Origin of the sequence: Fluviibacterium sp. S390 (assembly GCF_049800695.1) — a bacterium.
In the GTDB taxonomy this organism is placed as follows: Bacteria; Pseudomonadota; Alphaproteobacteria; order Rhodobacterales; family Rhodobacteraceae; genus Meridianimarinicoccus.
Map to the genome: position 1 here is coordinate 28,576 of NZ_JBNAFN010000018.1, position 25,823 is coordinate 54,398.

General features: G+C 65.1%; 24 protein-coding genes. 13 read left to right on the top strand and 11 right to left on the bottom strand.

Annotated features, from left to right (window positions below; translation table 11 throughout):
• Positions 1 to 112 precede the first annotated feature (112 nt).
• The 9 genes from ACP15K_RS14370 to ACP15K_RS14410 form a co-directional block, all read right to left on the bottom strand.
• Positions 113 to 955 (bottom strand): fumarylacetoacetate hydrolase family protein, encoded by an 843-nt coding sequence (locus ACP15K_RS14370; RefSeq protein WP_424990822.1) that lies wholly within the window; start codon positions 953 to 955, stop codon positions 113 to 115.
• A complete protein-coding gene (locus ACP15K_RS14375) occupies positions 952 to 1,860 on the bottom strand; it encodes a dihydrodipicolinate synthase family protein (RefSeq protein WP_193143310.1) in 909 nt (302 codons plus the stop codon). Before ACP15K_RS14375 ends, ACP15K_RS14370 begins: the two co-directional genes overlap by 4 nt.
• Positions 1,857 to 2,189, bottom strand: coding sequence for an L-rhamnose mutarotase (locus ACP15K_RS14380; RefSeq protein ID WP_193143311.1), 333 nt, complete (start codon positions 2,187 to 2,189; stop codon positions 1,857 to 1,859). The genes ACP15K_RS14375 and ACP15K_RS14380 overlap by 4 nt, the downstream gene beginning before the upstream one ends.
• Positions 2,186 to 3,349: an enolase C-terminal domain-like protein gene (locus ACP15K_RS14385; protein WP_193143312.1), complete on the bottom strand. Its 1,164-nt coding sequence runs from the start codon at positions 3,347 to 3,349 to the stop codon at positions 2,186 to 2,188. Before ACP15K_RS14385 ends, ACP15K_RS14380 begins: the two co-directional genes overlap by 4 nt.
• Entirely contained in the window at positions 3,346 to 4,416 is a 1,071-nt protein-coding gene (locus tag ACP15K_RS14390; protein WP_193143313.1) for an ABC transporter ATP-binding protein, read from the bottom strand. Before ACP15K_RS14390 ends, ACP15K_RS14385 begins: the two co-directional genes overlap by 4 nt.
• A gap of 4 nt (positions 4,417 to 4,420) precedes the next feature.
• Positions 4,421 to 5,491: an enolase C-terminal domain-like protein gene (locus tag ACP15K_RS14395; protein ID WP_193143314.1), complete on the bottom strand. Its 1,071-nt coding sequence runs from the start codon at positions 5,489 to 5,491 to the stop codon at positions 4,421 to 4,423.
• Between the two features lie 80 nt (positions 5,492 to 5,571).
• Positions 5,572 to 6,429 (bottom strand): carbohydrate ABC transporter permease, encoded by an 858-nt coding sequence (locus ACP15K_RS14400; RefSeq protein ID WP_193143315.1) that lies wholly within the window; start codon positions 6,427 to 6,429, stop codon positions 5,572 to 5,574.
• Complete coding sequence (locus ACP15K_RS14405) at positions 6,426 to 7,277, bottom strand: carbohydrate ABC transporter permease (protein WP_193143316.1); 852 nt, start codon at positions 7,275 to 7,277, stop codon at positions 6,426 to 6,428. The genes ACP15K_RS14400 and ACP15K_RS14405 overlap by 4 nt, the downstream gene beginning before the upstream one ends.
• A 64-nt stretch (positions 7,278 to 7,341) precedes the next feature.
• Positions 7,342 to 8,658, bottom strand: a complete 1,317-nt coding sequence (locus ACP15K_RS14410) for an ABC transporter substrate-binding protein (RefSeq protein ID WP_424990823.1) — start codon at positions 8,656 to 8,658, stop codon at positions 7,342 to 7,344.
• Positions 8,659 to 8,858: 200 nt separating this feature from the next.
• Between ACP15K_RS14410 and ACP15K_RS14415 the strand changes: the two genes are divergently transcribed.
• The 6 genes from ACP15K_RS14415 to ilvA all read left to right on the top strand — a co-directional run bounded on the left by ACP15K_RS14415 (position 8,859) and on the right by ilvA (position 15,592).
• Positions 8,859 to 9,878: a LacI family DNA-binding transcriptional regulator gene (locus ACP15K_RS14415; RefSeq protein ID WP_193143318.1), complete on the top strand. Its 1,020-nt coding sequence runs from the start codon at positions 8,859 to 8,861 to the stop codon at positions 9,876 to 9,878.
• Positions 9,879 to 9,924: 46 nt separating this feature from the next.
• Positions 9,925 to 10,980, top strand: coding sequence for a Gfo/Idh/MocA family protein (locus ACP15K_RS14420; protein WP_193143319.1), 1,056 nt, complete (start codon positions 9,925 to 9,927; stop codon positions 10,978 to 10,980).
• 8 nt (positions 10,981 to 10,988) lie between these two features.
• On the top strand, positions 10,989 to 11,717 hold the full coding sequence (locus ACP15K_RS14425) for an SDR family NAD(P)-dependent oxidoreductase (RefSeq protein WP_193143320.1): 729 nt from the start codon (positions 10,989 to 10,991) through the stop codon (positions 11,715 to 11,717).
• 11 nt (positions 11,718 to 11,728) lie between these two features.
• Positions 11,729 to 12,703, top strand: a complete 975-nt coding sequence (locus tag ACP15K_RS14430; protein ID WP_424990824.1) for an amidohydrolase family protein — start codon at positions 11,729 to 11,731, stop codon at positions 12,701 to 12,703.
• A gap of 205 nt (positions 12,704 to 12,908) precedes the next feature.
• The gene (locus ACP15K_RS14435) at positions 12,909 to 14,276 is read left to right on the top strand and encodes an arylsulfotransferase family protein (RefSeq protein WP_193143322.1); all 1,368 of its coding nucleotides are present in this window, start codon (positions 12,909 to 12,911) and stop codon (positions 14,274 to 14,276) included.
• 68 nt (positions 14,277 to 14,344) lie between these two features.
• Positions 14,345 to 15,592: a threonine ammonia-lyase IlvA gene (ilvA, locus tag ACP15K_RS14440; protein WP_193143323.1), complete on the top strand. Its 1,248-nt coding sequence runs from the start codon at positions 14,345 to 14,347 to the stop codon at positions 15,590 to 15,592.
• Between the two features lie 2 nt (positions 15,593 to 15,594).
• Here the strand turns inward: ilvA and ACP15K_RS14445 are convergent, their stop codons facing one another.
• Complete coding sequence (locus ACP15K_RS14445; protein ID WP_424990825.1) at positions 15,595 to 15,915, bottom strand: Hpt domain-containing protein; 321 nt, start codon at positions 15,913 to 15,915, stop codon at positions 15,595 to 15,597.
• A gap of 139 nt (positions 15,916 to 16,054) precedes the next feature.
• On the opposite strand from ACP15K_RS14445, the gene ACP15K_RS14450 reads away from it, so the two are divergent.
• Complete coding sequence (locus ACP15K_RS14450) at positions 16,055 to 17,335, top strand: PP2C family protein-serine/threonine phosphatase (RefSeq protein WP_193143325.1); 1,281 nt, start codon at positions 16,055 to 16,057, stop codon at positions 17,333 to 17,335.
• Here ACP15K_RS14450 and ACP15K_RS14455 read toward each other — a convergent pair.
• Positions 17,332 to 17,778: an NUDIX domain-containing protein gene (locus tag ACP15K_RS14455; protein WP_193143326.1), complete on the bottom strand. Its 447-nt coding sequence runs from the start codon at positions 17,776 to 17,778 to the stop codon at positions 17,332 to 17,334. The two genes, ACP15K_RS14450 and ACP15K_RS14455, sit on opposite strands and share 4 nt — an antisense overlap.
• A 69-nt stretch (positions 17,779 to 17,847) precedes the next feature.
• On the opposite strand from ACP15K_RS14455, the gene ACP15K_RS14460 reads away from it, so the two are divergent.
• The 6 genes from ACP15K_RS14460 (at position 17,848) to ACP15K_RS14485 (ending at position 25,757) form a co-directional block, all read left to right on the top strand.
• Complete coding sequence (locus ACP15K_RS14460; protein ID WP_193143327.1) at positions 17,848 to 18,858, top strand: Hsp33 family molecular chaperone HslO; 1,011 nt, start codon at positions 17,848 to 17,850, stop codon at positions 18,856 to 18,858.
• Positions 18,845 to 19,453 carry a CoA pyrophosphatase gene (locus ACP15K_RS14465; protein WP_424990826.1) on the top strand — a complete coding sequence of 203 codons (609 nt, stop codon included), beginning with the start codon at positions 18,845 to 18,847 and terminating at the stop codon, positions 19,451 to 19,453. The genes ACP15K_RS14460 and ACP15K_RS14465 overlap by 14 nt, the downstream gene beginning before the upstream one ends.
• On the top strand, positions 19,450 to 20,610 hold the full coding sequence (locus ACP15K_RS14470) for a CCA tRNA nucleotidyltransferase (protein ID WP_424990827.1): 1,161 nt from the start codon (positions 19,450 to 19,452) through the stop codon (positions 20,608 to 20,610). Before ACP15K_RS14465 ends, ACP15K_RS14470 begins: the two co-directional genes overlap by 4 nt.
• Positions 20,611 to 20,721: 111 nt before the next feature.
• Positions 20,722 to 22,575 carry an ABC transporter ATP-binding protein gene (locus tag ACP15K_RS14475; protein ID WP_424990828.1) on the top strand — a complete coding sequence of 618 codons (1,854 nt, stop codon included), beginning with the start codon at positions 20,722 to 20,724 and terminating at the stop codon, positions 22,573 to 22,575.
• A gap of 29 nt (positions 22,576 to 22,604) precedes the next feature.
• Positions 22,605 to 24,446 carry an ABC transporter ATP-binding protein gene (locus tag ACP15K_RS14480; protein WP_424990841.1) on the top strand — a complete coding sequence of 614 codons (1,842 nt, stop codon included), beginning with the start codon at positions 22,605 to 22,607 and terminating at the stop codon, positions 24,444 to 24,446.
• 93 nt (positions 24,447 to 24,539) lie between these two features.
• On the top strand, positions 24,540 to 25,757 hold the full coding sequence (locus tag ACP15K_RS14485; protein WP_424990829.1) for a class I SAM-dependent RNA methyltransferase: 1,218 nt from the start codon (positions 24,540 to 24,542) through the stop codon (positions 25,755 to 25,757).
• Positions 25,758 to 25,823 lie beyond the last annotated feature (66 nt).

Consider the following 25,823-nt stretch of genomic DNA (forward strand, 5'->3'; position numbering starts at 1 on the left):
TGGCCGCGCAATCGCCAAGCGCCCCCTGCCGAAACGGGACATCACCGCGCGACGGGGAGGACGCCGCGCGGTGGTCTGGATGAGGCGTCGTCCACACGCCTCATCATTCGGGTCAGCTGGCGGTGACGCGCTGATGCTGTTCGCCCAGCCCTTCGATACCCAGACGCATCTCGTCGCCCTCCTTCAGGAAACGCGGCGGCGTCATGCCCAGACCCACGCCCGGAGGGGTGCCGGTCGAAATGATGTCGCCGGGCTGCAGCGACATGTAGCGCGACAGATAGGACACAACGTGCGCAACGCCGAACACCATGGTGCGGGTCGAGCCGTCCTGCACGCGTTTGCCGTTCAGCTCCAGCCACATGGACAGTTGCGCCGGATCGGCCACCTCGTCCCGCGTCACCATCCAGGGGCCGATGGGGCCGAAGGTGTCGGCGGATTTGCCTTTGACCCACTGGCCGCCGTGCTCCAGCTGGAACGCGCGTTCGGACAGGTCGTTGACGACGCAATAGCCCGCCACATGGTCCAGCGCGTCCTCTTCGGACACATCCTTGGCTTCCGTGCCGATGACCACGCCCAGTTCGACTTCCCAATCGCCCTTCTCGGCACCGCGCGGCAGAACGACGGTGTCGTTGGGGCCGATGATGGCCGAGGTCGCCTTCATGAAGATCACCGGTTCTTTCGGCACTTCCATACCGCTTTCGGCGGCGTGATCGGCGTAGTTCAGGCCGATGCAGATGAATTTTCCGACATTGCCGACGCAGGCGCCGATGCGGCTGTCGGCGTCGATCACCGGCAGGCTGTCCAGCGACAGGCCGCGCAGGCGGTCCAGGGTTTCAGGCAGAAGTGCTGCGTCTGCAACATCTTCGATCTCGCCCGACAGGTCACGAATCGATCCATCGGAATGCAGTGCTGCGGGACGTTCCTGGCCCTTGGGGCCGACGCGCATGAGTTTCATGTCAGTTCCTTGTGTTTCGCTGTGTTGGCGGCGACCCGCTGCACCATTTGTTCCAGTTCCTTGGCAGTGATGGCGTCGGGCTGGCTGGTGGGCGGTCGCACATAGGCGGATTTGAAGATGCGGCGCTGCACCAGCAACGCCTTGTGAATGTGATAAAACAGATCGCCCGACTGAAAGCCCAGACGGCTGACCGGCAGTATCCCGGTTTCAACCAATGCGGCGGCAGTGTCAAATTCACCGGCACAAAGGGCGTTCCAGACCAGCATGAATTCGCGTGCCTGGCTGGCAAAGGGCATGGTGCCCCGCGCGCCACGGCGGAATTCCTCGACCAGCGTGCCGCCGCCCGCACCACCCAGGATCGCCAGCTTGTCGCCAACGGCGGTCGTCATGGCCTGCACCTGCGCGACGGTGGGCTGGGTTTCCACCTTGATGGTGTCGACCAGCGGCACGGCGTCGGCGATGCGCAGGGCCAGCGCCGGCGGGATCGGCGATTGGGGTACATCCTGAAGGACAATGGGCAGACCTGTGGCCGACGCGATCTGGTGCAGATGTTCAATCACCGCGTCTGGCCCGCTGGGGAAGAAATCGGGCGGCCAGATCATCAGGCGGGTGGCGCCGGCCTCGGCGGCCTCGGTGGCCAGTTGCACGGCCACATGGGTGCCGGGCGCCGAGACGTTCATGATGACCGGCATCTGTCCATCGACCTGATCGGCCACCGCGCTCAGCATGACGCGCCGTTCCTGCTGGGTCAGCTTGAAGATCTCGCTGCCGATGGCGATGCCGATGCCGTGTACACCGGCCTCCAGCATGTCATCGACCTCCAGCCGCAGGCTGCCATAGTCGATGGCGCCATTGGCGGTGAAGGGGGTCAGCAGGATCGGGACGATTCCGGTCAGCCCAGTCATTCGGCGCTCTCCGTCAGGGTCAGGGAAAATACGGGTTTCAGGGGGTAGTGCTCGGGGCGGCCGTCGGCGTCGGTCACCATCAGTTGCGCCATCTCGTTCCACCAGCGGGTGGTGGTTTCGCTGGCCGGTGCACCGGGGGCCGGGAACGGGCGGTCCCGTTCCTGAAAGGCGAAGATCGTGGTGCCGGTGCGGAACAGGTGGAACTGGCGGATGCCGCTTGCGGTCATCTGGTCCAGAAGCTCGGGCCAGACGGCGGCATGGGCCTTGTCATAGGCCGCTTCCGCGCCGTCCTTCAGGCGCATGGTCCAGGCGCGTCGATGCAGGGTCATGACGTCACCCGGTTGTCGTCGATGTAGTCCCAGACCACATCGTAGCCCAGGCCGGGACCAGTGGGCATCGCCACATAGCCCTCGGCATCCATCGGATCGCAGTTGCGGCGTAGATAGGGGTGCGGAGCGTCATAGTCGACGCCGGGGGCCAGCAGCCCTTTCTCGTACCATTCGCTGGTGTCTTCCGAGGTGGCGCCCATGACCTGAAGGTTGCCCCAGCCCGCCATGTGAATCTCGCAGCGCTGGCCAAAGGCTTCGCAGACCACGGCGGTCTTGCGGCAGCCGGTGATGCCGCCCCGGCGAATGTCCATCCGGCTCATGTCCGAGGCGCCCTGAAGGATCCATTCGGCGCGGGTGAAAACGCCGCCTGCGGCGATTTCGGGGGCCAAAATCGGGATCGACAGTTCGCGGCACAGCCGGCGATAGCTTTCGACCCGGTATTCGGGCATCGGATGTTCGAACCAGTAGAAGTCGAGCTTCTCCAGCTCGCGGCCGACTTTGATCGTCTCTTCCAGCGTGTGGTAGGTGCCCCAGACGTCGTACATCAGCACCATGTCCGGCCCGACCGCCTCGCGCACCAGGTTGATGGTCTCGATATCGGCGCGGATGTTCGAGGGGCGGCCGTTGGTGGGTTTGCCGGTGTCCGGGTTCCAGAAATAATGCGGATGGATCTTGTAGGCCTTGTAGCCCTCGGCCTTGCAGGCCAGCGCATGCTCGGCATAGACCTGCGGCGGACCGATGTTGGGATAGGTCGAGGCATAGGCGGGCACCTTGTCGCGTGCCCCGCCCATCAGCTTGTAGACCGGCAGGCCGGCGTGGTTGCCCGCCAGATCCCACAGTGCGCAATCGATGACGCTTTGCGCCACTTCGGGAGTGTTGCGCACCCACATCCATTTCCAGATCAGTTCGCGGTCGAACGGGTCGGCCCCAAGGATCATGTCGCGGACCTGGCCTTCGATCAGGCGCTGTTCGTCCGGCGTCATGCCGTCCTGATCGCCATGCTTGCCGCCGCCGAAGAAATGGCCGACCAGCCCCGCGTCGGTCTCGATGGTGGTCACGGTCTGGATCACCTCGGCGCCGGGTTTCAGCCGGGCATGGCCGATGTCCCAGCGGTCCGCGTAGGTGCGGAACCGCGTGACCTTGACGTCGCTGATCTTCATGACGCGCCGCCGACCTGACCAAGCGCCACTTCGGTGGCCGCGTCGAAGCAATGCATCTTGCCGGGAACGATCGACAGATGCACCTGGTCGCCCGGCGCATGAGGAATGCGGTCGCGGGTGGTCAGGGTGACGGTGCCATCCGGCGTGCGCAGCACCATTTCGGTTTCCGCGCCGGTGGGTTCGATGACGACGATCTTGGCGGGAATGCCGGTGTCGGCCAGGCGCAGATCCTCGGGGCGGAAGCCCGCGATGACGTCATGACCGTCTTTCAACTGGGTGCCAGCGGAGCCCAGGATCACCCCCGAGGCGGTGCGCAGCCCCTCTGCCGACGCTTTCGCGGGCAGGAAGTTCATGGCGGGCGAGCCGATGAACCCGGCCACGAAGACATTCGCCGGATGGTCATACAGGTCCAGCGGCGAGCCGATCTGTTCCACATGACCGCCGCGCATGACGACGATCTTGTCGGCCATGGTCATGGCTTCGATCTGGTCGTGGGTGACATAGATCGTCGTGGTCTTCAGACGCTGGTGCAATTCCTTGATCTCGGCGCGCATCTGCACCCGCAGCTTGGCGTCGAGGTTCGACAGCGGTTCGTCGAACAGGAACACTTCCGGATCCCGGACGATGGCCCGGCCCATGGCCACGCGCTGACGCTGGCCGCCCGACAATTGGCGCGGGAAGCGTTCCAGCAGTGGCACGAGGTCCAGGATCTCGGCCGCGGCGTTGACCTTGCGGGCGATCTCGTCCTTGGATTCCTTGGCCAGCCGCAGCGAGAACGCCATGTTCTTGGCCACGTCCATATGCGGGTACAGCGCGTAGTTCTGGAACACCATCGCGATGTTGCGTTCCTTGGGCTGCAGCCGGTTGATGACGGTGCCGTCCAGCACGATCTCGCCGCCCGAGATGGTTTCCAGCCCGGCGATAGAGCGCAAAAGCGTGGACTTGCCGCAGCCCGAGGGGCCGACCAGCACGGTGAATTCGCCGTCCGAAATGTCGAGGTCGATGCCGTGCAGGACTTCGACCGCGCCATAGGATTTACGGATGTTTCTAAGCGCTACTGATCCCATCGGATCATCCTCCCTTGGAAATTTCAGCACCCGCGTCGAACGCAGGCAGCACAAACTGGGGAGGGCGGTTGCCCTCCGGGTCACGGGGGACGGCCACCTGGCCGCCCGCAAGATCGGGGCGCGGCCCCATCAGGCTGTACAGCGGCGAAGTCTCGCCACGGTCGACGCATTCCACCTGCGCCCCGGTCTGGCAGGCCGCGGCCATCGCCAGCGCCCAGGGTTGTTCGCAGGTGTTGTGCAGGATCACCGCCACATCGGCACCGGCGGCCATGTCGAGAACGGCCAGGGTTTCGGTGATGCCGCCCGCCCAGGCCACATCCGGCTGCAACACCCCGACCACGCCGCTGCGCAACAGGTCGGCGCAATCGACCCGCGAGAAGGCGAAGTTGCCAAGCGCCAACGCGATGCCCGGATCCAGGGCGTTTCGGATCCGTTGCAGGTCTTCGATGTTCTGCGGCGGGATCGGATCCTCGATCCAGGCCAGCGGCAGACCGGCGGCGGCTTCGGCAAACCGCAGGGTGTAATCCGCATCCCACGCCAGGAAGGCGTCGATCATGATGGGTACATCGGGACCGGCGGCCTCGGCAAAGCGGCGCATCAGGGCGATATTGGCCTCCAGCCCCTCTTGCCCGGCCTCGGGTCCGTAAGGTGCTGCCGCCTTCAGCCCGTGCCACGGCCCGCCGGAGAAGGCTTCGGGCCGCGGCGTGGTCACATAGACCGGCAGGGTGTCCTGCGCACTGCCGCCCAGCAGATCCACCAGCGGCTGGCTGCTGGCCTTGGCCTGAAGATCCCACAGGGCAATATCCACCCCGGCCACCGCCATCATGGCAAAGCCCGAGCGATCGTTGGGCAGAAGCGAGGCTGTCATCTGGTCTTGCAACAGCGCCACATCGCCCAGATCCTCGCCGGTAAGCAGCCGCGCCAGATGGGCATTGACGATCATCTCGACAACCTCGCCGCCATTGGTGCAGCCCCAGCCGATGTGGCCATCCTCGCCCTCGACCCGGACAAAGACCTTCTTGGTCGGCCACATCCAGCTTGCGCGAGACTCGGCAAACCGGGGGAAGCGCGACATGGGCGACGCGATCCTTGTGGTTTGCAAGGTCTGCTTCTGGAAGCCGCAATCCACGGCCCGGGCAGTGATGGACCGGATCTTCATCCTTTCACGGCCCCGGCCAGAAGTCCGCGCGTGAAGTAGCGTTGACCGAAGAAGAACACGAGCATGATGGGAAGGGCCACGATGGCTGCTGCCGCGCCGACGTACTGGAACTCAAGCGTGAACAGTTCGACAAAGCTGGCCAGACCGATGGTGACGGTCTTGTTGTCGTTGGATTCCAGCAGGATAGAGGCAAAGGCGAACTCGGACCACGCTCCCACGAAGTGCCACATGGCGGCGGTGATCAGCGCCGGGGTCGCCAGCGGCAGCACCACCATGACCATGCTTTGAATACGGGTCGCCCCGTCCATCATGGCGCTTTCTTCCAGTTCGCGCGGAATTTCCCGCAGGCTGGAGGCGATGATCCAGGTCGCGAAGGGCAGGCCAAAGGCGGAATAAAGCAGCACCAGACCGATCAGGCTGTCCTGCAGACCGATCATGTTCATCAGCCGGTAGGTCGGCAACAGCAGGGCGGCCCCCTGGAACATGCGGCTGATGAGCAGCCCGCCCAGGATCAGGTCGCGGCCCGGAAATTTCAGCCGCGCGAAGGCATAGCCGGCCAGGGTTCCGAAGAAGACCACAAGGACCGTCGAGGTGATCGCGATGAAGAAGCTGTTGCCGATCAGGCGCGGCCAGTCCAGCAGTTGCCCCTTCTGGTGCGTCGGCGAGAACAGCGCCTTGTAGGCGTCCAGTGTCGGCGTTTGCGGCCAGAACGAGATCGGAAGCTGGGCCAATTCGGCCTGCGTCTTGAACGACGCAAGGAACAGCCAGAAGATCGGGAACAGGATGTAGATGGCGATCACGACGCCCACAAGGCTGAGCGCGATCCAGTAGAATGTGCGGGGAGACTCGTTCATTCCGAACCCTCCGAGGCCCACGAGCGGCGGTTGATGTAGAGATACAGCGCGACGATCGAGGCCAGCATCACCAGGTTGATGACCGACATGGCCGAGGCCACGCCCCAGTTGAAGAATTCGAAGCTCTGCTGGTAGATGTAGGTCGACATGATCTGGCTGGCATTGGCCGGGCCACCCCCGGTCATGATCCACGGCAGCGCGAATTCAGCGGTGATCCAGATCATCGAGATGACGGTCACGGCGGTCAGCGAAAACGCGATGTTGGGGATGATGACGAAGCGGAACCGCTCCAACGGGCTGGCGCCATCCATGCGCGCGGCTTCGATCTGATCATCGGGAACCGATCGGATGGCGGCGCACAGGATCAGTGCCACCAGCGGCATCTTGCGCCAGATCAGCACCACGACCAGGGCCCACATGACAAGGTTGGGATCGCCCAGGAAGGATATCGTGCCTTCAGTCATCCCTGTCGATTCCAGGGTCTGGCCAATGATGCCGACCTGACCGTGAAGCATCCATTTCCAGGCCATGGCGGTGACCACGTCTGGCAGCACCCAGGGCAGCAGGATCAGTGCCCGCAGGGTGCCGGTCAGCTTGCTGTCCACGGCAAGGAAGGTGCCGACACCCAGGCCGACGAGCACGCACAGGCAGGTGCCGCCCAGGATCCAGATGGCGGTGTTTTTCATCACCAGCCAGAACACCGGATCGGCGGTCAGCGACGTGAAGTTGCTGAAGGTTCCAAAGCCGCGCTCCTGCCCCATGACGATCTTCGTCAGGCTGAGCGTGGCAACGTTGTAGGTGGGCCCGATGACGAACGCCAGAACGGCGATCACCACGGGCAAAATCATGAAATACGCCAAGAGGCGATCATTCTGCATTGTCTTCGGGCCCTTTCTTCTGTCGGCCGAGAGATTATCCGCGGATCAGGTCGATCTGGGTCTGGGCGGCCTTGGTCGCGTCGTCCAACGCCTCTTGCGGCGTCTTCTGGCCGAGCACAGCTTCCTGAATGGCGGTGCCAAGCGCCGATTCAATGGCGGAAACGCCGATGAACCGCGGCATCGGGGCCGCCCCTTCGAAGAGCGTGCCTTCGTTGTAGGCTTTCACCCAGTTCGGCCAGACGGCCTCAAGCTCGGCATTGTCCCAGGCGGCGACGCCGGCGGGGATGCGGGCGATCTCGGGCTGGCCGCCCCAGATTTCCAGCTGCTCGTTCTGCGACCAGAAATCGAGGTACTCGATGGCCGCTTCTGGATTGTCCGAGCGCGCGGAGACCATCAGGATTGCGGTCGGATCCATGATCGCGTTCACCGGCGGGAAGGAGCCGGTGGCCTCATCCGGACGGGGGAAGGGGACGCCGGTCCAGCGCACGTCTTCATTCACACCCCAGGGGGTGTTCAGCCACGACAGGCCGATCCACATGGCCGAGCGGCCCTGTCCGAAAAGCTGCGCGGTGTCGCGGAAGAAGGTCTCGGTCAGCGAGGTGGCTGCCGGGGTCGAGCCATCGGCGATCAGATCGACATAAAGCTGCAGCGCATCCACGATGCCGGGATCGTTCAGGGTGACCTTGCCGGTTTCATCGTCGAATATCCGGCCGCCGTTGGCATAGGCGATGCCTTCGAAGATGTTGATGTCCACGGGTGCGGTGGTTGCCGGGAAGGCAATGCCGGGACGCCCGGGCTTGGTCATCGCCTTGGCGTATTCGCGCAGCTCGTCCCAGGTTGCGGGCGGGCGGTCGAAACCCGCTTCTTCCAGCGCGTCCAGATTGACGGCCAGGAAGCTCGCCATGTCGACATAGGTCGGAAGGCCATAGAGCTTGCCGTCTTCCATGCCGGATTCCAGCACCTCGGGAACGATGCGCTCTTTCCAGCCGTCGATCCTGTCACCGGCAATGTCGTCCAGCGGCTGCACCATGCCGAAGCCGACGAATTCAGGGATGTCCTGCCCGAAGGCCACGATCACATCGGCCAGGCGACGGGTCTGGAACCCAGCAAGGATCTTCTGACGGCGGATCTGGCCGTTGAAGTAAGAGTAGTTCAGCTCGACGTCGGGGTTGGCTTCGGAAAACGCGTCGTTCCGGCCGGCCCACTGTTCAACCTCGTTGGGCGTACCGCCGAATTTCCAGACCGAAAGTTCGCCCGACTGCGCATAGGCGCCGCCGACGGTTGCAAGGGTCACGGCCCCGGCAACGGCCGTCGTGCCAAGGAAGCGGCGACGGTTGATTGCATTGATCATGGTAGATCCTCCCAAGTGATGTGGCGACAGGACTGTCGCCTCCGAATCTCGATGATATACGTGTATCATTCGATATTGACGGAACCTAAGGGCAATGATATTCGTGTGTCAATTGCTAATACGGTCGTTTTCGTTCCCTCGGTGGAAGGGCGGCCAGGGCACCCCCGGGGGTGTTTGAACCGGTGAAAGGGCTGGGGCCGATGGCAGGAGAGACTCGCAAGAAGGTGACGTTGAAAGATGTCTCAAAGGCGTCCGGATTGTCGCTGATCACCGTGTCGCGCGCCCTGCGCCAGCCACAGACCGTGCACGCGGACACCCGCGCCAAGATTCAGAAAACCATCGATGAGCTGGGCTATATTCCAAACCTCGCCGCGCGCTCTCTGGTCTCGCAACGCTCCGACATGATCGGGGTCGTTGTGCCGATTCTCGCCAGCTCGCTGTTTGCCGATTTCGCGGAGGGCGTGTCCAAGGCGCTGGAGCCGCAAGGCCAGCGGGTTCTGCTGGCGGTCAGCAACTGGCAGCCCGAGAAAGAGGAAGAGGCGATTCGCACCTTCATCGCGCGGCAGGCCGATGCGATCATCCTGACCGGTTTTTCCCACACCGATGCCGCGCGGCGGCTGCTGGACCGGTACGACGGGCCGGTGGTGGAGGCGTGGAACACACGCGACAACGTGATCGACAGTGCCGTGGGGTTTGACAACCACGCGGCGGCGGCGGACATGACCCGCTATCTTATCGACAAGGGCTACAGGGACATCGTGATGGTGGGCGGCAGTTCGGTCAACAACGACCAGGCCGCCGACCGGACGCAGGGGGTCATCGATGCGATGACGGCTGCGGGCCGCGAGGTGGGGCCGGAGACCATCGTCGAATTCGACAATCCCGCCACCATCGAAAGCGGCGGCCCGTTGATTCGCAGCCTATTGGCCCGTGACCGCAAGCCCGATGCGGTGTTCTTCCTTGCCGAACTTCCCGCGCAGGGCGCCATGCTGTGGTGCCTGTCGAACGGTGTCCGGGTGCCCCGGGATGTGGCGATTGCCGGGTTCGGGGATCTCAGCCTGTCCGCCTTGCTGCCGGTCCCCATGACGACAGTGCAGATTCGCGGTCGCGAGATCGGCGAGGCCGCCGCGGCGCAGACATTGCAGCGGCTGCAGGGCGCCCCGGCGGATCGCACCGTCAAGGACGTCGGATTTCAGTTACAGATCAGGAGCAGCACATGAAGCTTTCACGCCGGGCCAGTGGTTTCGCGGCCAACGGAGGCCGATCATGGTAAAAGCTGCCATCATCGGCGCTGGTCATTTCGCCTATCGCATGCACATCCCGGTTCTGGCTGCGCGGCCCGAGGTGGTTCTGGACAGTGTCTGCCGTCTGGGCCGGGAAGAGTTAGACCTGATCCGCGACGAATTCGGGTTTGCCTTTGCCACCGAAGATTGGCGCGAGATTCTGGAACGCGACATCGACATTGCCGTGATCGCCTCGCCGCACAACTTCCACTACGCGCAGGCCAAGGCGTTTCTGGAAAAGGGCTGTCACGTCCTTGTCGAAAAGCCCATGTGCCTTGATCCCGCCGAAGCCTGGGATCTGGTCGAAACCGCGCGCCGCGCCGACCGCGAGTTGCTGGTCGCCTATGGCTGGAACTACAAGCCCGGTCTGGATCGGATGCGCGAGATGGTCGGCAAGATCGGCGAGATCGAACATGTGGTCTGTCACATGGCTTCGTTCACGCGGGCGATCTTCTCGGGTGGCGCGCTGGGCCGATGGCAGCATGTAGCGATCCAGCCGGACCGCTCGACGTGGGAATCCCCAGATCAGGGCGGTGGTTACGCTTACGGTCAACTGTCGCACGCGCTGGGCATCCTGTTCTGGCTGACCGACCTGCGCGCCGCCGAGATCCAGGCGATCACCTATGATGCGCCGACCACCATCGATCTGCACGACGCCGCCACCGTGCGCTTTGCCACCGGCGCGACCGGGGTGTTTTCGGGCAGTTGCGGGGTGCCCCAGGGCCATGGGTTCGAGGTTGATCTGCGGATCTACGGCAGCACCGGCTCGGTCCTGCTGGATATCGAAACCCAGCGGCTGACCCTGAAACTGCCCGACGGGGTTTCCGAAACCGCGACGGTGCCGCCCGGCGCCTGGACCTACAGCTGCGAAGGCCCCGCCAACCGGCTGGCCGATATCGCCCTTGGCAAGGGCCGCAACGAAAGCCCCGGCGATGTCGGTGCCCGCGCGGTCGAGGTTCTGCACGCCCTTCTGGGATCGGCCCATTCGGGCGGCGCCCGGCAAACCATCACCACCGCCCCGGCGGCCCCTACGGAGTAACATCAGACATGCAACAGATTGCCATCGTAACCGGCGGCGCGCAGGGCATTGGCCGCGCCGTCGCCGAGAAACTTGCCGCCACGGGCGCCCGCATTGCCATCTGGGACAATGACGCAGACCTGGCCGAAAAAACCGCGCAGGAGATTGGCGGGGGCGCCTTCGCCTGTGCCGTCGATATCTCGAACTGGGACAGCGTGCAGCAGGCCATGGCCGCAACGCAGGCGCAGGGCGGCCCGATTGCCATCCTTGTGAATTCGGCGGGGGTGGCCGGGTCCAACGCGCCGCTGGCTGACTATCCGGTCGAGGAGTTCCGCAGGATCTGCGAGATCAACCTTATCGGTGCGTTCCACGCCAATCGCGCCGTGGTGCCCGCCATGGTGGCCGAAGGCTATGGCCGCATCGTCAACATCGCCTCGGTCGCCGGGAAAGAGGGAAATCCCAATGCCTCGGCCTATTCCGCGTCGAAAGCCGGGGTCATCGGACTGACCAAATCGCTGGGCAAGGAGCTTGCCGATCTGGACATCGCGGTGAACTGCGTCACCCCGGCGGCGGCGCGTACGCGCATTTTCGACCAGATGAAGCAGGAGCATATCGATTATATGCTGTCGAAAATCCCGCGCGGCCGGTTCTTGGAGCTGAACGAGGCCGCGGCCATGATCGTCTGGCTGTGTTCGCCGGAGAACAGCTTTACCACCGGCGCGGTGTTTGATCTGTCCGGCGGGCGCGCGACCTATTGAGCGGCCGTTTCGTGACGGCGGCTGAAACGGCAGGTGTTTCGCAGGAGGCTTCAGACCTCTTGCGGGGCATCGCGCTGATCGACGGGCATCACCACTACTGGCAGATTGGCCGGTTTCCCTATCGCTGGCTGGATCCTTCGGCGCCGGCCGCGCGGTTTGGGGACAAGGCGGGCATCGCGGGTGACTACCTGCCCCCACAGTATCTGGCCGATTTCGCCGGACTTCCGCTGCAGGGCAGCGTGCATGTGCAGGCCAATTGCGGGGCGGATCCCGTCGCGGAAACCCGCTGGCTGCAAGACCTTTCCGACCGCACCGGTTGGCCCACGGCCATCGTTGGGCAGGTTGATCTGGCCGCGCCCGACGCGCGGCAATCCATCGACCGGCACCGGGCGTTTGCGGCCCTGCGCGGCTTGCGCACGCCCGTGGCCTGGGACGCCGCCGGGCGCTGGCGCGTGGCCGACCGCCCCAAGGTGCTGTCGGACGCCGGATTTCGCGCGGCGGCGGCGCATATGGCCGACCATGATCTGTGCCTGGAGATGGTTGTGGTGCCCGAACAGCTTGGCGAGTTGGCGGATTTCGCCGCCGCGCATCCGCGCTTGCGGATCGCCGTCAACCACTTCGCGACGCTTGAGCCGTCGCAGCCTGGCAATACTGATGCCTGGGAGGCCGGAATCGCCGGACTGACGAATTGTCCCAACGTTTCCATCAAGTTGTCCGGGCTGTGGACCGTCGACAAGACATGGGATCCGCAGGTTCTGCAGCCTTTCGTCGATCATCTTCTGGCCTGTCTCGGGTCTCAGCGGGTGCTATATGGCTCGAACATGCCGGTGGAAGGGGTCAACTGCCCGGTGCCCCGGCAATTTGCCAGCCTCGCCCGGGTGCTTGGCGGGCGTTCCCGTGCGGAGCTGGAGGATATCTTCGGCCAGACCGCGCGAAGGCTCTATCGGTTGGCTCCCTTCGTAACAGGGCAGACACGTGCCCCCTGAATTCTGCCCGGCGGTGAGGCTGGTGGTCAGAAGGTCCGCCATCCGGAACATTCGTCAGCCCAGACGGAAAACGGCGCATTCATGCCGGTGGCGTCCCGGCGTTCAACAGAGCTTTGTAAAAGGTGACGTTAGCGTTAACCCTTTTCTGACATGTCACCGCAAAGTCCATTTCCGCTGATTCCTTTCGTGACTTCCGGAGGAGTGAATGAGCCGTTTTGAGCGCTTCGTAACCCGCAGGGTGCCGGTTTGGGCCGTCGGCCTTCTGGTGGTGTTTGGCCTGATCGGCACGATCGCTTTTTCCAATATCGCGGTGCACACAGCGCAAGGCGGGCGCAAGGCCGGGGTCGCGGGGGACATGATCTTTGCGGTCTCGAACATCCCGAAATTCCTCAACAGCCTTGTCTCGGCCGAGCGCTACCTGAAAATCTCGAACCGGCGGTTCGAGGGCCGCTCGGGGTTCACCTTTGCCTATCCGCCGGGCATTCGCGTCGATGCCGGGTACCTGCTGCTCAGCCGCTACGATCCGGATCGGGCGCGCGGCGTCATCGAATTGTGGGACCTCAACGCCCAGACAGAATTGCACGTCTGGCTGCCGCCCATCGACGAAATCAACCGACAGGCCACGGATTTCAAGAGCGACACCATGGATCTGGCCCGCGACAAGAACCAGAGCCGTTTTCTGCCGCGCCATCCGGCGATCCTGCCCAACGGCGATATCGTCATCAAGTCGCGCACGCCCCTGTCCCGCGTAGATGCCTGCAACCGCATCGTCTGGATCAACGACGACTACCTGTTTCACCATTCGACCGAGGTCGACACCGATGGCTCGCTCTGGGTGGCCACGGTGCTGAATCCGCCTTCGATCGCCCGTGTGAACAAGGAGGAATTTCTCGACGACGCCATCACCCACGTCAGCGCCGAGGGGGAGGTTCTGATGGTGCGTTCGGTGGCCGATATTCTGCTCAAGCAGGGGATGCACAATTTCGTTTTCGGCCGGGATGAGTATCTGGCCAATCCCATTCACCTCAACGACATCCAGCCGGTGACGGCCGATGGCCCCTACTGGAAGAAGGGCGACCTGTTCCTGAGCCTGCGGAATCCGTCGATGATCGCGCTGTACCGTCCGTCCGAGGATCGCATCGTCTGGTCCAAGTCCGGTCCCTGGAGCCACCAGCACGATGTCGATGTGCTGGACGATCACCGGATTGCGGTGTTCAACAACAACTCTTACGAAGCCTATCCGATCCCGTGGATTCCCGATCATTCCGAGGTGCTGGTCTATGACTTCGACACCCAGACGGTCACCTCGCCGTGGGGGGACGTGCTGGCCGAGATGGCGTTGCGCAGCGCGACCGAGGGATTGCAGCAAATCCGTGCCTCGGGCGAAATCATGATCGAGGAACAGAATGCCGGGCGGCTGTTCGCGCTGGATGCGGACCAGAGCCTGCTGTGGGAATATATCAACCGGGATGAAGAAGGCTATCAGGCCCGTCTGGGGTGGAGCCGCTTTCTGGAACCCGCGGCCGGTGATGCGCTGGTTGCAAAACTCAACACTCTGACCTGCCAAAGCTAGGCGCGCGGCGTGCGCCGGGGTCGGACAATTCCCTTGCCAATCCGGCGTGCTTGGCGGCAGATGCGCCCATGACCTCATTTGCCGATGCCGCCCTTGCCGCCACCGCCCGCATGCGGGCCCTGTTTCCGCCCACGCCCCTGTTGCGCAACGACTTTCTGTCGGAAAGATACGGCGCGGACATCTGGTTGAAGCGCGAAGACCTGTCGCCGGTACGCTCCTACAAGATCCGCGGGGCCTTCAACGCCATGCGCAAGGTCCGCGCCGAGACACCCGAGCAGGATCAGTTCGTTTGCGCCAGCGCCGGCAACCATGCGCAGGGCGTGGCCTTTACCTGCAAGCATTTCGGGGTGCGCGGCACGATCTTCATGCCGGTGACAACGCCGCAACAGAAGATCCAGAAGACCCGCGCCTTTGGCGGCGACGCCATCAAGGTGCGGCTTACAGGGGATTATTTCGACGACACGCTGGCCTCGGCGCAGGCGTACTGCCGCGAGATCGGCGGCCATTTTCTGGCCCCCTTCGATGATGCCGATGTGATCGAAGGACAGGCCTCGGTCTCGGTCGAGATCCTGGACCAGTTGGGAAAATCACCCGATCTGATGGTGCTGCCGGTGGGCGGGGGTGGTCTTGCCTCGGGGGCGCGACGGTATCTGTCCGAAGTGGCACCGGCGGTGGATCTGCGTCTGGTGGAGCCGCAGGGCGGTGCCAGCCTGAGTGCGGCGCTGGCTGCCGGGGCGCCGGTGAAGCTGGCCAAGGTGGACAATTTCGTCGATGGCGCGGCCGTGGCCCAGATCGGCGCGCTGACCTTCGAGGTATTGAAAGCAACGCCGCCGGAAAAGGTGCTGACGGCGCCCGAGGATCGCATCTGCACCACGCTGGTCGAGATGCTGAACGTCGAGGGCATCGTGCTGGAACCGGCGGGCGCGCTGGCCGTGGACAGCCTGGCCGACATCACGCAGGACATATCCGGAAAGACCGTGGTCTGCGTCACCTCGGGGGGCAATTTCGATTTCGAACGTCTGCCGGAGGTGAAGGAACGGGCGCTGAAATTCTCGGGCATCAAGAAGTACTTCATCCTGCGCCTGCCGCAGCGGCCCGGCGCGCTGAAGGATTTCCTGAACCTTCTGGGGCCGGATGACGATATTGCCCGGTTCGAGTACCTAAAGAAGTCGGCGCGCAACTTCGGGTCGGTCCTGATCGGGATCGAAACCCCCGATGCGGGCAATTTCGACGATCTGTTTGCCCGGCTTGATGCGCATGGCTTCGTCTATCAGGACATCACCCGCAACACGACACTGGCCGAATTCCTGATCTGACATCAGGCCGCCGACCGATGCTCGGCCAAAGCCTGCAGGCACTGGTCATATCGCGCCAGGATGCCCGCCAGATCGACCTGATCGGCCTGTCCCTGCCGGGCCAGCAGTTCGCCGGCCTGGCAAGCCTCGGCCAGCGGCGTGAACCCAAGGTTCAGGGCCGCGCCGCGGAGGAAATGCAGATCCGCGCCCAGAGTGGCCGGATCCGGTCTCGCGCGCAGCTTGGTGGCCAACCCCTCGATCTCGGCCATGAACATCTCGACGATCTCGTCGAGCGCCTCTGCGCCGACTTCGTCCCGCAATTCATCCAGTCGCGCCCAATCCATGCGCCAAACTCCCACACCTATTACCCGGCAGTGAGCCTAGCGGAGCCGCCTTAAGAACCCACTGATAAAACCCGTAGAATTGTCGGTTTCACTTTTTGTTAACACTGCGCTGTCACTGGAGGATCATTCGGGGGTTCCGATGACCAGACATGACACCTTGCCTTTCGTGGGCGCCGACACGACCGCCGGGGCGCGGCCCCGGATCCTGATCGTGGACGACAGCCCGGCGCAGCGGATGCTGATGGCGGCGCAATTGCGACGGTTCGGCTTTGACGTGCTTGAGGCCGATTGTGCCGAACGCGCGCTTGAAGTCTGCCGCAGCCAGGAGATCCGGCTGATCCTCAGCGACTGGGTGATGCCGGGCATGTGCGGCCCGGAACTGTGTCATCGGGTCAAATCCGATCCCGATCTCAGCTATGCCTATTTCATCCTGCTGACGTCAAAAAGCGAACGGGCGGATATTGCCCACGGGCTGGATCGCGGGGCCGACGATTTCCTGACCAAGCCGGTGAACGGCGACGAGTTGCGCGCGCGGCTGAAGGCCGGGATGCGGGTGATCGCCATGCAGCACGAATTGTCCGAGAAGAACCGCCTGATCGGCCAGACATTGTCCGAACTTCAGGGCCTTTACGGCAAGATCGAGGAAGACCTGCTTGAAGCCCAGAAACTGCAGGAAGCGCTGGTGCGCGAGCGGTTTCGCGATTTCGGCACCGGGCAGGTGTCGCTTCTGTTGCGGTCCAGCGGCCATGTGGGCGGCGACCTGGTGGGTTTTTTCCGCGCCAGTGCCAGCCAGGTGGGGCTCTATTCCATAGATGTCTCGGGGCATGGCATCAGCTCTGCTCTGATGACCGCGCGGCTGGCCGGGCACCTGAACACCGCCAGCCCGCGCCAGAATATCGCCCTGTCGCACACCGCCGGGGATTTCTACCGCGTGCTTCCGCCGGATGAAGTCGTGCGGCGGTTCAACGAATTGATGTCCACGGTGATCTCGACGGATCTCTATTTCACCATCGCCTATGCCATCGTCGATCTCGACAGCGGGGTGGTGGATTTCTGCCAGGCCGGCCATCCGCACCCGGTGGTACAGCGCGCCGATGGATCGGTGGAACTGCACGGGCAGGGCGGGTTGCCCGTCGGCCTGATCGACGCGGCGGACTATGCCCCCGTGCGGGTCAAGCTGTGCCCCGGCGACCGGCTGCTGCTGGCCTCGGACGGGATCACTGAATGTCCCGGTCGCAGCGGCGGGCAGTTGGAAGACGCAGGCTTTCAGACCATGCTGGCCGCACGCAAGTCTCTGGCGGGACCGGCATTGCTGGACGGTCTGGTGACCGATCTGGAGGATTTCTCGGGCGTGTCGGAGTTTCCCGACGACGTCTCCGTCGCGATGTTCGAGTTTCGCGGGGCCGAGCCGGGTCGTTAAAGCCCGATCTTTCGGGCATAGCGGCGCAAGGCGGCGCGGTCGCCGGGACTGCCGACCAGTTTTGCAGCGGTATCCACGGGCAGCCAGACGGCGGTGTGACCGGCCTCGGGCGGTGGCGCCACTGCGCGGGCCGGGCGCGCCACGTAGATCAGGCAGATCTTTTCCGCCCAGATGTCGTATTCGGGCATGAAGGTGAACCGCCGGTGCGCGTCGAACCGGGTGGCCCGTCCGATGTGCCAGCCGGTCTCTTCGAACACTTCTCGATACAGGGCGCACAGGGGCTGTTCACCGGGGTCGATGCCGCCACCGGGAAGCTGAAACTCGGGCACCGGCGCCATCTGATGGGTCAATAAAACCTGGTCGCCGCGCGCCAGAATGGCGTAAACGCCGGGCCGCGCCACGTGGCGACGCGAGCCATCCACCGGGTCTCCGTATCTGCGCATCCCTTGGACCTTCGGTTGTCGTGCCTATATGGACGCGGTATGCCCCCCTAATCGGGCGAAGGAAACCCCATGACCCTTGGATCGAAGATTGCCTGGGACGACACCGTCCTGCCATTTCAACTTGACCGCACCGATGTGCGGGGCCGCGTCGCGCGTCTGGACGGGGTGCTGGATGGCATCCTGTCCCAGCACGATTACCCGCCCCAGATCGAAGCCCTTGTGGCCGAGATGGCCCTGCTGACCGCGCTGATTGGCCAGACCATCAAGCTGCGCTGGAAGCTGTCGCTGCAAGTGCGCAGCAGCGGCGCGGCACGGCTGATCGCCACCGACTATTATGCCCCGACCGAGGATGGCGCTCCGGCGCGGATCCGGGCCTATGCCAGCTATGACGCCGACAAGCTGACCGATGACACCGCCTTCGCGCAGGTGGGCAAGGGCTATTTCGCGATCCTGATCGATCAGGGCAAGGGCACCAAACCCTATCAGGGGATCACGCCGCTTGCGGGCACTTCGCTGAAGGGCTGCGCCGAGACCTATTTCGCCCAGTCCGAGCAGTTGCCCACCCGTTTTGCCCTGACCTTCGGCGAATCGACCGAAGCCGGTGGCACGCCGCATTGGCGCGCGGGCGGCGTCATGTTGCAGATGATGCCCAAGGGCGCGGCCCCGGCGTCGGGCGAAGGCGGTTCGGGAGATGCCGGGCTGATGCAGGCCGAGGATCTGCTGGACGGCGACGCCGAAGAGAACTGGTCGCGCGCCAACCTGCTGCTGGACACAGTGGACGAGTTGGAGCTGATCGGCCCTTCGGTGCAGCCCACCGAACTCCTGGTGCGGCTCTTCCACGAGGAACAGCCACGCGTCTTTGATGCCCAGTCGGTGGCCTTCGGCTGTACCTGCAGTTCTGATCGGGTGCGCCAAAGCCTGTCGATCTATTCGGCCAAGGACATCGGCCATATGACCACGCCGGAAGGCACGGTGACCGCCGATTGCCAGTTCTGCGGCGCGCATTATGAATTCGACCCCGCGACCCTGGGGTTCGAAGCCACCGCCGCGCCGGATGCCGACAGCGATGCCGGCCAGTGACACCGGGCGCCGCCTTCGGGCGGCGCTGACCCTGCAGACCGGGGCCTCGTCGGATTTCGATCTGAACCCGGATGCGGTTTTGCCCCCGGGCCGCAAGCTGCGCGATGCGGCGGTGCTGGTCGCCGTTCTGGACACCGCCGACGGGCCGCAGATCTATCTGACCAAGCGCGCCTCGCATCTGGCGCATCATCCCGGCCAGATTGCCTTTCCCGGCGGCAAGGTCGATGCCAATGACAGCGGGATCGAAGCCGCGGCCCTGCGCGAAGCACGCGAAGAGATCGGCCTTCCCGCCTCTCATGTGTCCATCCTGGGCCGGCTGCCTTGCCACGAGACCGTCACAAGTTTCCGGGTGACGCCGGTGCTGGCGCAAATCACCCGGCCTTTCGCGTTGCGGCCCGAACCCGGCGAGGTCGACGAGGTCTTCACCGTGCCGCTGCGCCATCTGGCTGATCCGGCCCGCTACCGGGTCGAGGGCCGACGCTGGCGCGGCGCAAGGCGCCATTACTACACCGTGCCCTTCGGGCCGTACTATGTCTGGGGCGCCACGGCGCGCATTCTGCGGGGGCTGGCGGACCGGCTGGCGCAGGTCCCGTGACCCGGATTGACGCCGACTGGCTGGCGGACCCGGCGGCGCGCGCGGTTTGTGCGGCCCTGACCGAGGCCGGGCACAGGATCTATTTCGTCGGCGGATGCGTCCGCAACACGCTGTTGGGCCGCCCGGTCAGCGATCTGGATCTGGCCACCGATGCACGACCCGAACAGACCGAGGCTGCTGCTGCCGCCGCCGGGTTGAAATCGGTGCCGACCGGCAAGGATCACGGCACCATCACGCTGGTCGCCGGGGGGCAGGGCTTCGAGGTCACCACCTTTCGCCATGACATCGAGACCGATGGCCGTCACGCGGTGGTGCGGTTTTCGGACAAACTGGAAGACGACGCGGCGCGGCGCGATTTCACCATGAATGCCCTATACGCCACGCCCGACGGTCAGATCCTCGATCCCGTGGGCGGGCTAGAGGATCTGCGCGCCGGCCGCCTGCGGTTCATCGGCGACGCCGATCAGCGGATTGCCGAGGATTACCTGCGCATCCTGCGATTCTTCCGCTTCCATGCGTGGTATGCCGACCCCGCAGGCGGCATGGACGCCGAGGCCCTGGCCGCCTGTGCCGCCGGGGCCGAGGGGTTGGACCGGCTGGCGGCAGAGCGGGTGGGGCAGGAAATTCTGAAACTCCTTGCCGCCCCCGATCCCGGCCCCGCCGTGGCGGCGATGGAACAGGCGGGCCTTCTGTCCCGCGTGCTGCCCGGCGCGACGGCCCGCGCGCTGCCGGTGCTGATCCACCTGGAAGGCGATCTGCCCGCCGATCCGCTGCGCCGTCTTGCGGTGCTGGGGGGCGAAGATGTCTCGACCCGGTTGCGACTCAGCCGCACGCAGGCCCGCCGGTTGGACCTGTTGCAGCAGGGGCTGGCCGATCCGTGCCCGGTGGCTGAGGCCGCTTATCGTCATGGTCCCGATGCGGCGCGCGACATCGCCTTGCTGCTGGCCGCCAGCCTGGAACAGCCCTTGCCTGCGACGCTGGAGGCCGATCTGGCGCGGGGGGGTGCAGCGCGCTTTCCGATCAAGGCCGCCGACCTGATGCCCCGGCTTCAGGGCAAGGCCCTGGGCACGGCGCTGACCGCGCTGGAAGCACGCTGGATCGCATCGGGGTTCACGCTGGACAAATCCGCCCTGCTGCAATTGCCCGAAGCGGGCTGAGCGGCCTTCCGCCCGGCCCCGGCCGGATTCCACGCGCCCCCCCGGTTTCCCAAGACCCGGTTTCGGGCTAGGTCTGAGGCATTGTCCTTCTCATTGGCAGGCCTGCCCCCCGTGTTCCGCTTTTTCGAAGATCTGGTCGATCCCTATGTGAAGTATGAAGAGGTCGACGCCCCGCCGCGTCGGCTCTGGCCGTTTCTGCGCGCCTATTCCCGCCCGTTCCGGCGGGTGTTCGTCGTGGCGGCTGTGCTGTCCATCGTCGTGGCAGCGGTCGAGGTCGGGCTGATCTACTACATGGGCCGCATCGTCGATCTGTTGTCGGGCGGGGCGCCGGGCGAGGTCTGGCAAGCGCATCGCGTCGAATTGATCGCCATCGCCCTGTTCATCGTGTTCCTGCGCCCGCTGGTGCAGGGTGTGGACGTGATGCTGTTGAACAACGGCATCCTGCCCAGCTATGGCACGCTGTTTCGCTGGCGCGCACATCGGCAGGTACTGCGCCAGTCGGTGGGCTGGTTCGAGAACGATTTCGCCGGCCGCATCGCCAACCGCATCATGCAGGCCCCCCCGGCGGCGGGCGAGGCGGTGTTCCAGGTCTTCGACGCGCTGACCTTCTCGTTGGCCTATCTGATCGGGGCCGCGGTGCTGCTGGCCGAGGCTGATCTGCGGCTGGCGGTGCCGCTGCTGATCTGGTTCGGCTTCTACGTGGTGCTGGTGCGCTGGACGGTGATCCATGTCGGTCCGGCGTCGCAGGCGGCCTCGGACGCGCGGTCGATGACCACCGGGCGGGTGGTGGACAGCTATGCCAATATCCATTCGGTCAAGCTGTTCGCCCATCACGATCGCGAGTTGGAATATGCCAAGGAAGCCATCGAGGAGACCCGGCAGACCTTCATTCGTGAAATGCGGGTGTTCACGATCATGGATGTGGCGCTGACGGCGCTGAACGGGCTGCTGATCGTCGGTGTGGTGGGCTGGGCCTTCGCGCTGTGGATGCAGGGTTCGGCCAGTGTTGGCGTGGTGGCGGCAGCGACGGCACTGACCCTGCGCCTGAATGCCATGACCGGCTGGATCATGTGGGCGGTCAGCACGTTCTTTCGGTCGTTGGGCATCGTCGCCGAGGGGCTGGAGACCATCGCCCAGCCGATCACCCTGCTGGATGCCCCTGACGCGCAGCCCCTTCAATTGCGCGCGGGCGAGATCGCCGTGCGCGATCTGCGCCACCATTACGGACGCGGCAGCGGCGGGCTGGACAAGGTCAGCTTCACCCTGAAACCGGGCGAGAAGATCGGTCTGGTGGGCCGGTCCGGGGCCGGGAAATCGACGCTGGTGAAGTTGTTGCTGCGGTTCTACGAGCCTGAAGGCGGGCGCATCGAGATCGACGGGCAGGACATTGCCTGCGTCACACAGGACAGCCTGCGCGCCCGGATCGGCATGGTGCAACAGGACAGCAGCCTGCTGCACCGCTCGGTCCGCGACAACATCCTGTATGGTCGTCCCGACGCCAGCGAGGCCGAGATGATCGCCGCCGCAAGGCGCGCCGAGGCGCATGACTTCATCCTTGGGTTGCAGGACCCGGAAGGCCGGCGCGGCTATGACGCCCATGTGGGCGAGCGCGGTGTGAAACTGTCGGGCGGGCAGCGCCAGCGGATTGCGCTGGCGCGGGTGATTCTGAAGGACGCGCCGATCCTTGTTCTGGACGAGGCCACCAGCGCGCTGGACAGCGAGGTCGAGGCCGCCATCCAAGACACGCTGTACGGCATGATGGAGGGCAAGACGGTGATCGCCATCGCGCATCGCCTGTCCACCATCGCCCGGATGGATCGGATTCTGGTGCTGGACGCCGGCACCATCGCCGAGGAGGGCAGCCACGAGGAACTGCTGGCGCGCGGCGGGTTGTACGCAGGCTTCTGGGCGCGGCAATCGGGCGGGTTTCTGGGCACCGACCCGGACGGAGCGAGTGCGCCGTGAGCCTGACCATCGACATCCTGTCCCGGCGCATGGGGCTGCATCGGCTGGGCGCCCTGATCGATCCTTTCGCGCCATCAGAGGGACCGCCGCCGCGCCAGTTGTGGCCGTTCCTGCGCTGGTGCCTGCGCGGCACCACCCCGCATCTGGCGGTGGCCGCAACCATCGCCGGGCTGGCGGGCGGGCTTGAGGTCCTCAACGCGGTGCTTCTGGGCGTGGTCATCGACACCGCGCTGGATCATGGCGCCGAAGGGCTGTTTGCCACCCATTGGCCGCTGCTGGTCGGCGTGGCCCTGGTGATCCTGCTGGTGCGGCCGCTGATCCTTGGCATTTCCTCGGCGATGCAGACGGTGGTGATTGCGCCCAACGTCAGCACCCTGGCGCTGAGCCGTCTGCACAAGTGGACATTGGGGCAGGCCGTTACCTTCTTCGACAACGATTTTGCCGGCCGGATCTCGCAGAAAGAGATGCAGTGCAGCCGTGCGGTGGCCGATGTGACCGTGGAATGCCTGAACACGGTGGTATTCGCGCTGGCCTCGCTGCTGGCGGCGGCGGTGGTCCTGATCGCGATCGACTGGCGCATCGCCGCCCTGCTGACCCTGTGGATCGCGGGTTACCTGAAGTTCATCTCGTGGTGGCTGCCGAAGATCCGCAGCCGGGCGGCGGGCCGGGCCGGGGCGCGGGCGGCGGCCTCGGGGCTTGTGGTCGACACGATTTCCAACATGCGGACGGTGAAGCTGTTCGCCAATGATCCGCTGGAAGACGGCAAGGCGATGGCGGCGATTGCGGGCTACCGGACCAAGGCGCTGACCTTCGGCTATGCCTCGACGCTGTTCCGCTCGTCGCTGATGGCCATTGCCGGGGTGGTGCCGGTGCTGTTGGTGGGCGGGGTGCTGTATTTCTGGTCCCGTGGCAGTGCCACACCCGGCGATATCGCGGCGGCGGGCACTATCGCGATCCGCATTTCGCAGATGACCGGCTGGGTGAGTTTCACCTTGATGGGGATCTACGCCAACCTGGGCGAGATCGAGGACGGGATGCGCACCCTGTCGCCGCCGCACACGCTGACCGATGCGCCGGGGGCCCCCGATCTGCCTGCCACGGCGGCCGACCTGCGCTTTGACGGGGTCAGCTTTGCCTATGGCCGGGCGCGCGGCGGGGTGTCTGGCATCGATCTGGCGCTGCGTCGGGGCGAAAAGGTCGGGATCGTCGGTGCCTCTGGCGCGGGAAAATCGACGCTGGTGAGCCTGCTGCTGCGCCTGCACGACGTGGAGGAGGGCCGGGTTCTGGTCGGCGGGCAGGACGTGCGCGCGGTTACGCAAGCCAGCCTGCGCCACCAGATCGCCATGGTCACGCAGGAAACCGCGCTGTTCAACCGCTCGGCCCGCGAGAACATCCTTTATGGCCGCCCCGAGGCCAGCGAGGCCGAGATGATCGCGGCGGCGCGCCGGGCCGAGGCGCATGAGTTCATCCTCGGGCTGGAGGATCACACGGGCCGGCGCGGCTATGACGCCCATCTGGGCGAGCGCGGCGTGAAACTGTCGGGCGGGCAACGTCAGCGCATCGCCCTGGCCCGTGCCATCCTGAAGGACGCCCCGATCCTGGTGCTGGACGAGGCGACCTCGGCGCTGGACAGCGAGGTCGAGGCGGCGATCCAGCACGCGCTGGATCAGGTGATGGAGGGCAAGACCGTGCTGGCCATCGCGCATCGCCTGTCAACGCTGGCGCAGATGGACCGGATCGTGGTGCTGGAAGCCGGGCAGATCGTGGAAACCGGGCCTCATGAGGCGCTGTTGGCCCAGAACGGCCTGTATGCGCGCTACTGGCAGCGGCAGTCGGGCGGGTTCATTTGCCCACCCGACGCGGCAGAGTGAGAGGACGGGCAGGGATTTCTTGCCTCCGGCGGGAGTATTTTCGCCAAGAAGAAATCCGTTTCCGTTGCCTCCGGGCTGCGGTAGGGACGCGTCATGGCAGAGTTGACGATCAACCGTTTGGGGCATCTGGGCGACGGGATTGCCGATGAGGGCACCCTTGTCCCCCTGAGCTTGCCGGGCGAGGTGGTTCGGGGCGAGGTGACGGGCGGGCGCATGGAGGCACCGGCCATCGTGACGCCGTCGGCGGAGCGCGTGGCGGCACCGTGCCGGCATTTTCCGGCCTGTGGCGGCTGCGGATTGCAGCATGGCGCGGATGGGTTCGTCGCCGGTTGGAAAGAGGGCGTTGTGCGTGCGGCGCTGACTGCGCGCAAGGTCGCGGCTGAGTTTCGGCCGATCGTAACCTCGCCCGCGCGGTCGCGGCGGCGGGCGGTTCTGTCGGGACGGCGGACCAAGAAGGGCGCTTTGGTCGGATTTCACGCGCGCCGGTCGGACACGGTGATCGAGGTGCCCGAGTGTCTTCTGGTGACGCCCGCGATCCTGGCGGCGCGGGAGACCCTGATCGAGATGACGCGGGCAGGTGGATCGCGCAAGGGCGAGATCGCCTATACCGTCACCGAGACCCGGGGCGGGCTGGATGTGGCCGCGACCGGGGGCAAACCCATGGATCCGGCGCTGAACGCCGATCTGGTGCGGCTGGCCCATGCGGGCCGTCTGGCGCGGCTGAGCTGGAACGGCGAACCGGTGGTGACCCTGACCGCGCCGCAGGTCGCCTTTGACGGGGTCGCGGTGACGCTGCCGCCGGGGGCGTTCTTGCAGGCCACGGTGGCCGGAGAGACCGCCCTGCGCAACGGGGTGACGCAAGCCGTGGGCGCGGCGCGCCAGATTGCCGATCTGTTTGCGGGTTGCGGCACCTTTGCCTTGCCGTTGTCGCGGCGGGCGCAAGTGCATGCGGTGGAGGGCGATGGCGCGATGATTGCCGCGCTGGATGCCGGCTGGCGCGCCGGGCAAGACCTGCACGCGGTGTCGGGCGAGGTGCGCGACCTGTTTCGTCGTCCGCTGATGGCCGGCGATCTGAAGCGATTCGACGCCGTGGTCATCGATCCGCCGCGCGCGGGCGCACAAGCGCAGGTGACGGAACTGGCGGCCTCGACCGTGCCGGTGGTGGCGGCGGTGTCCTGCAACCCGGTCAGCTTTGCCCGCGATGCCGAGATCTTGATCGCGGGGGGCCTTCGTCTGGACTGGGTGCAGGTGGTCGACCAGTTCCGCTGGTCGCCGCATGTGGAACTGGTGGCGCGATTCGTTCGAGATTGATTTGAAGTCGGGACTTGGCGGCCTGCTGTCAGCGCCCATATAGGCCGTGCTGCCCTTGTACTGGAT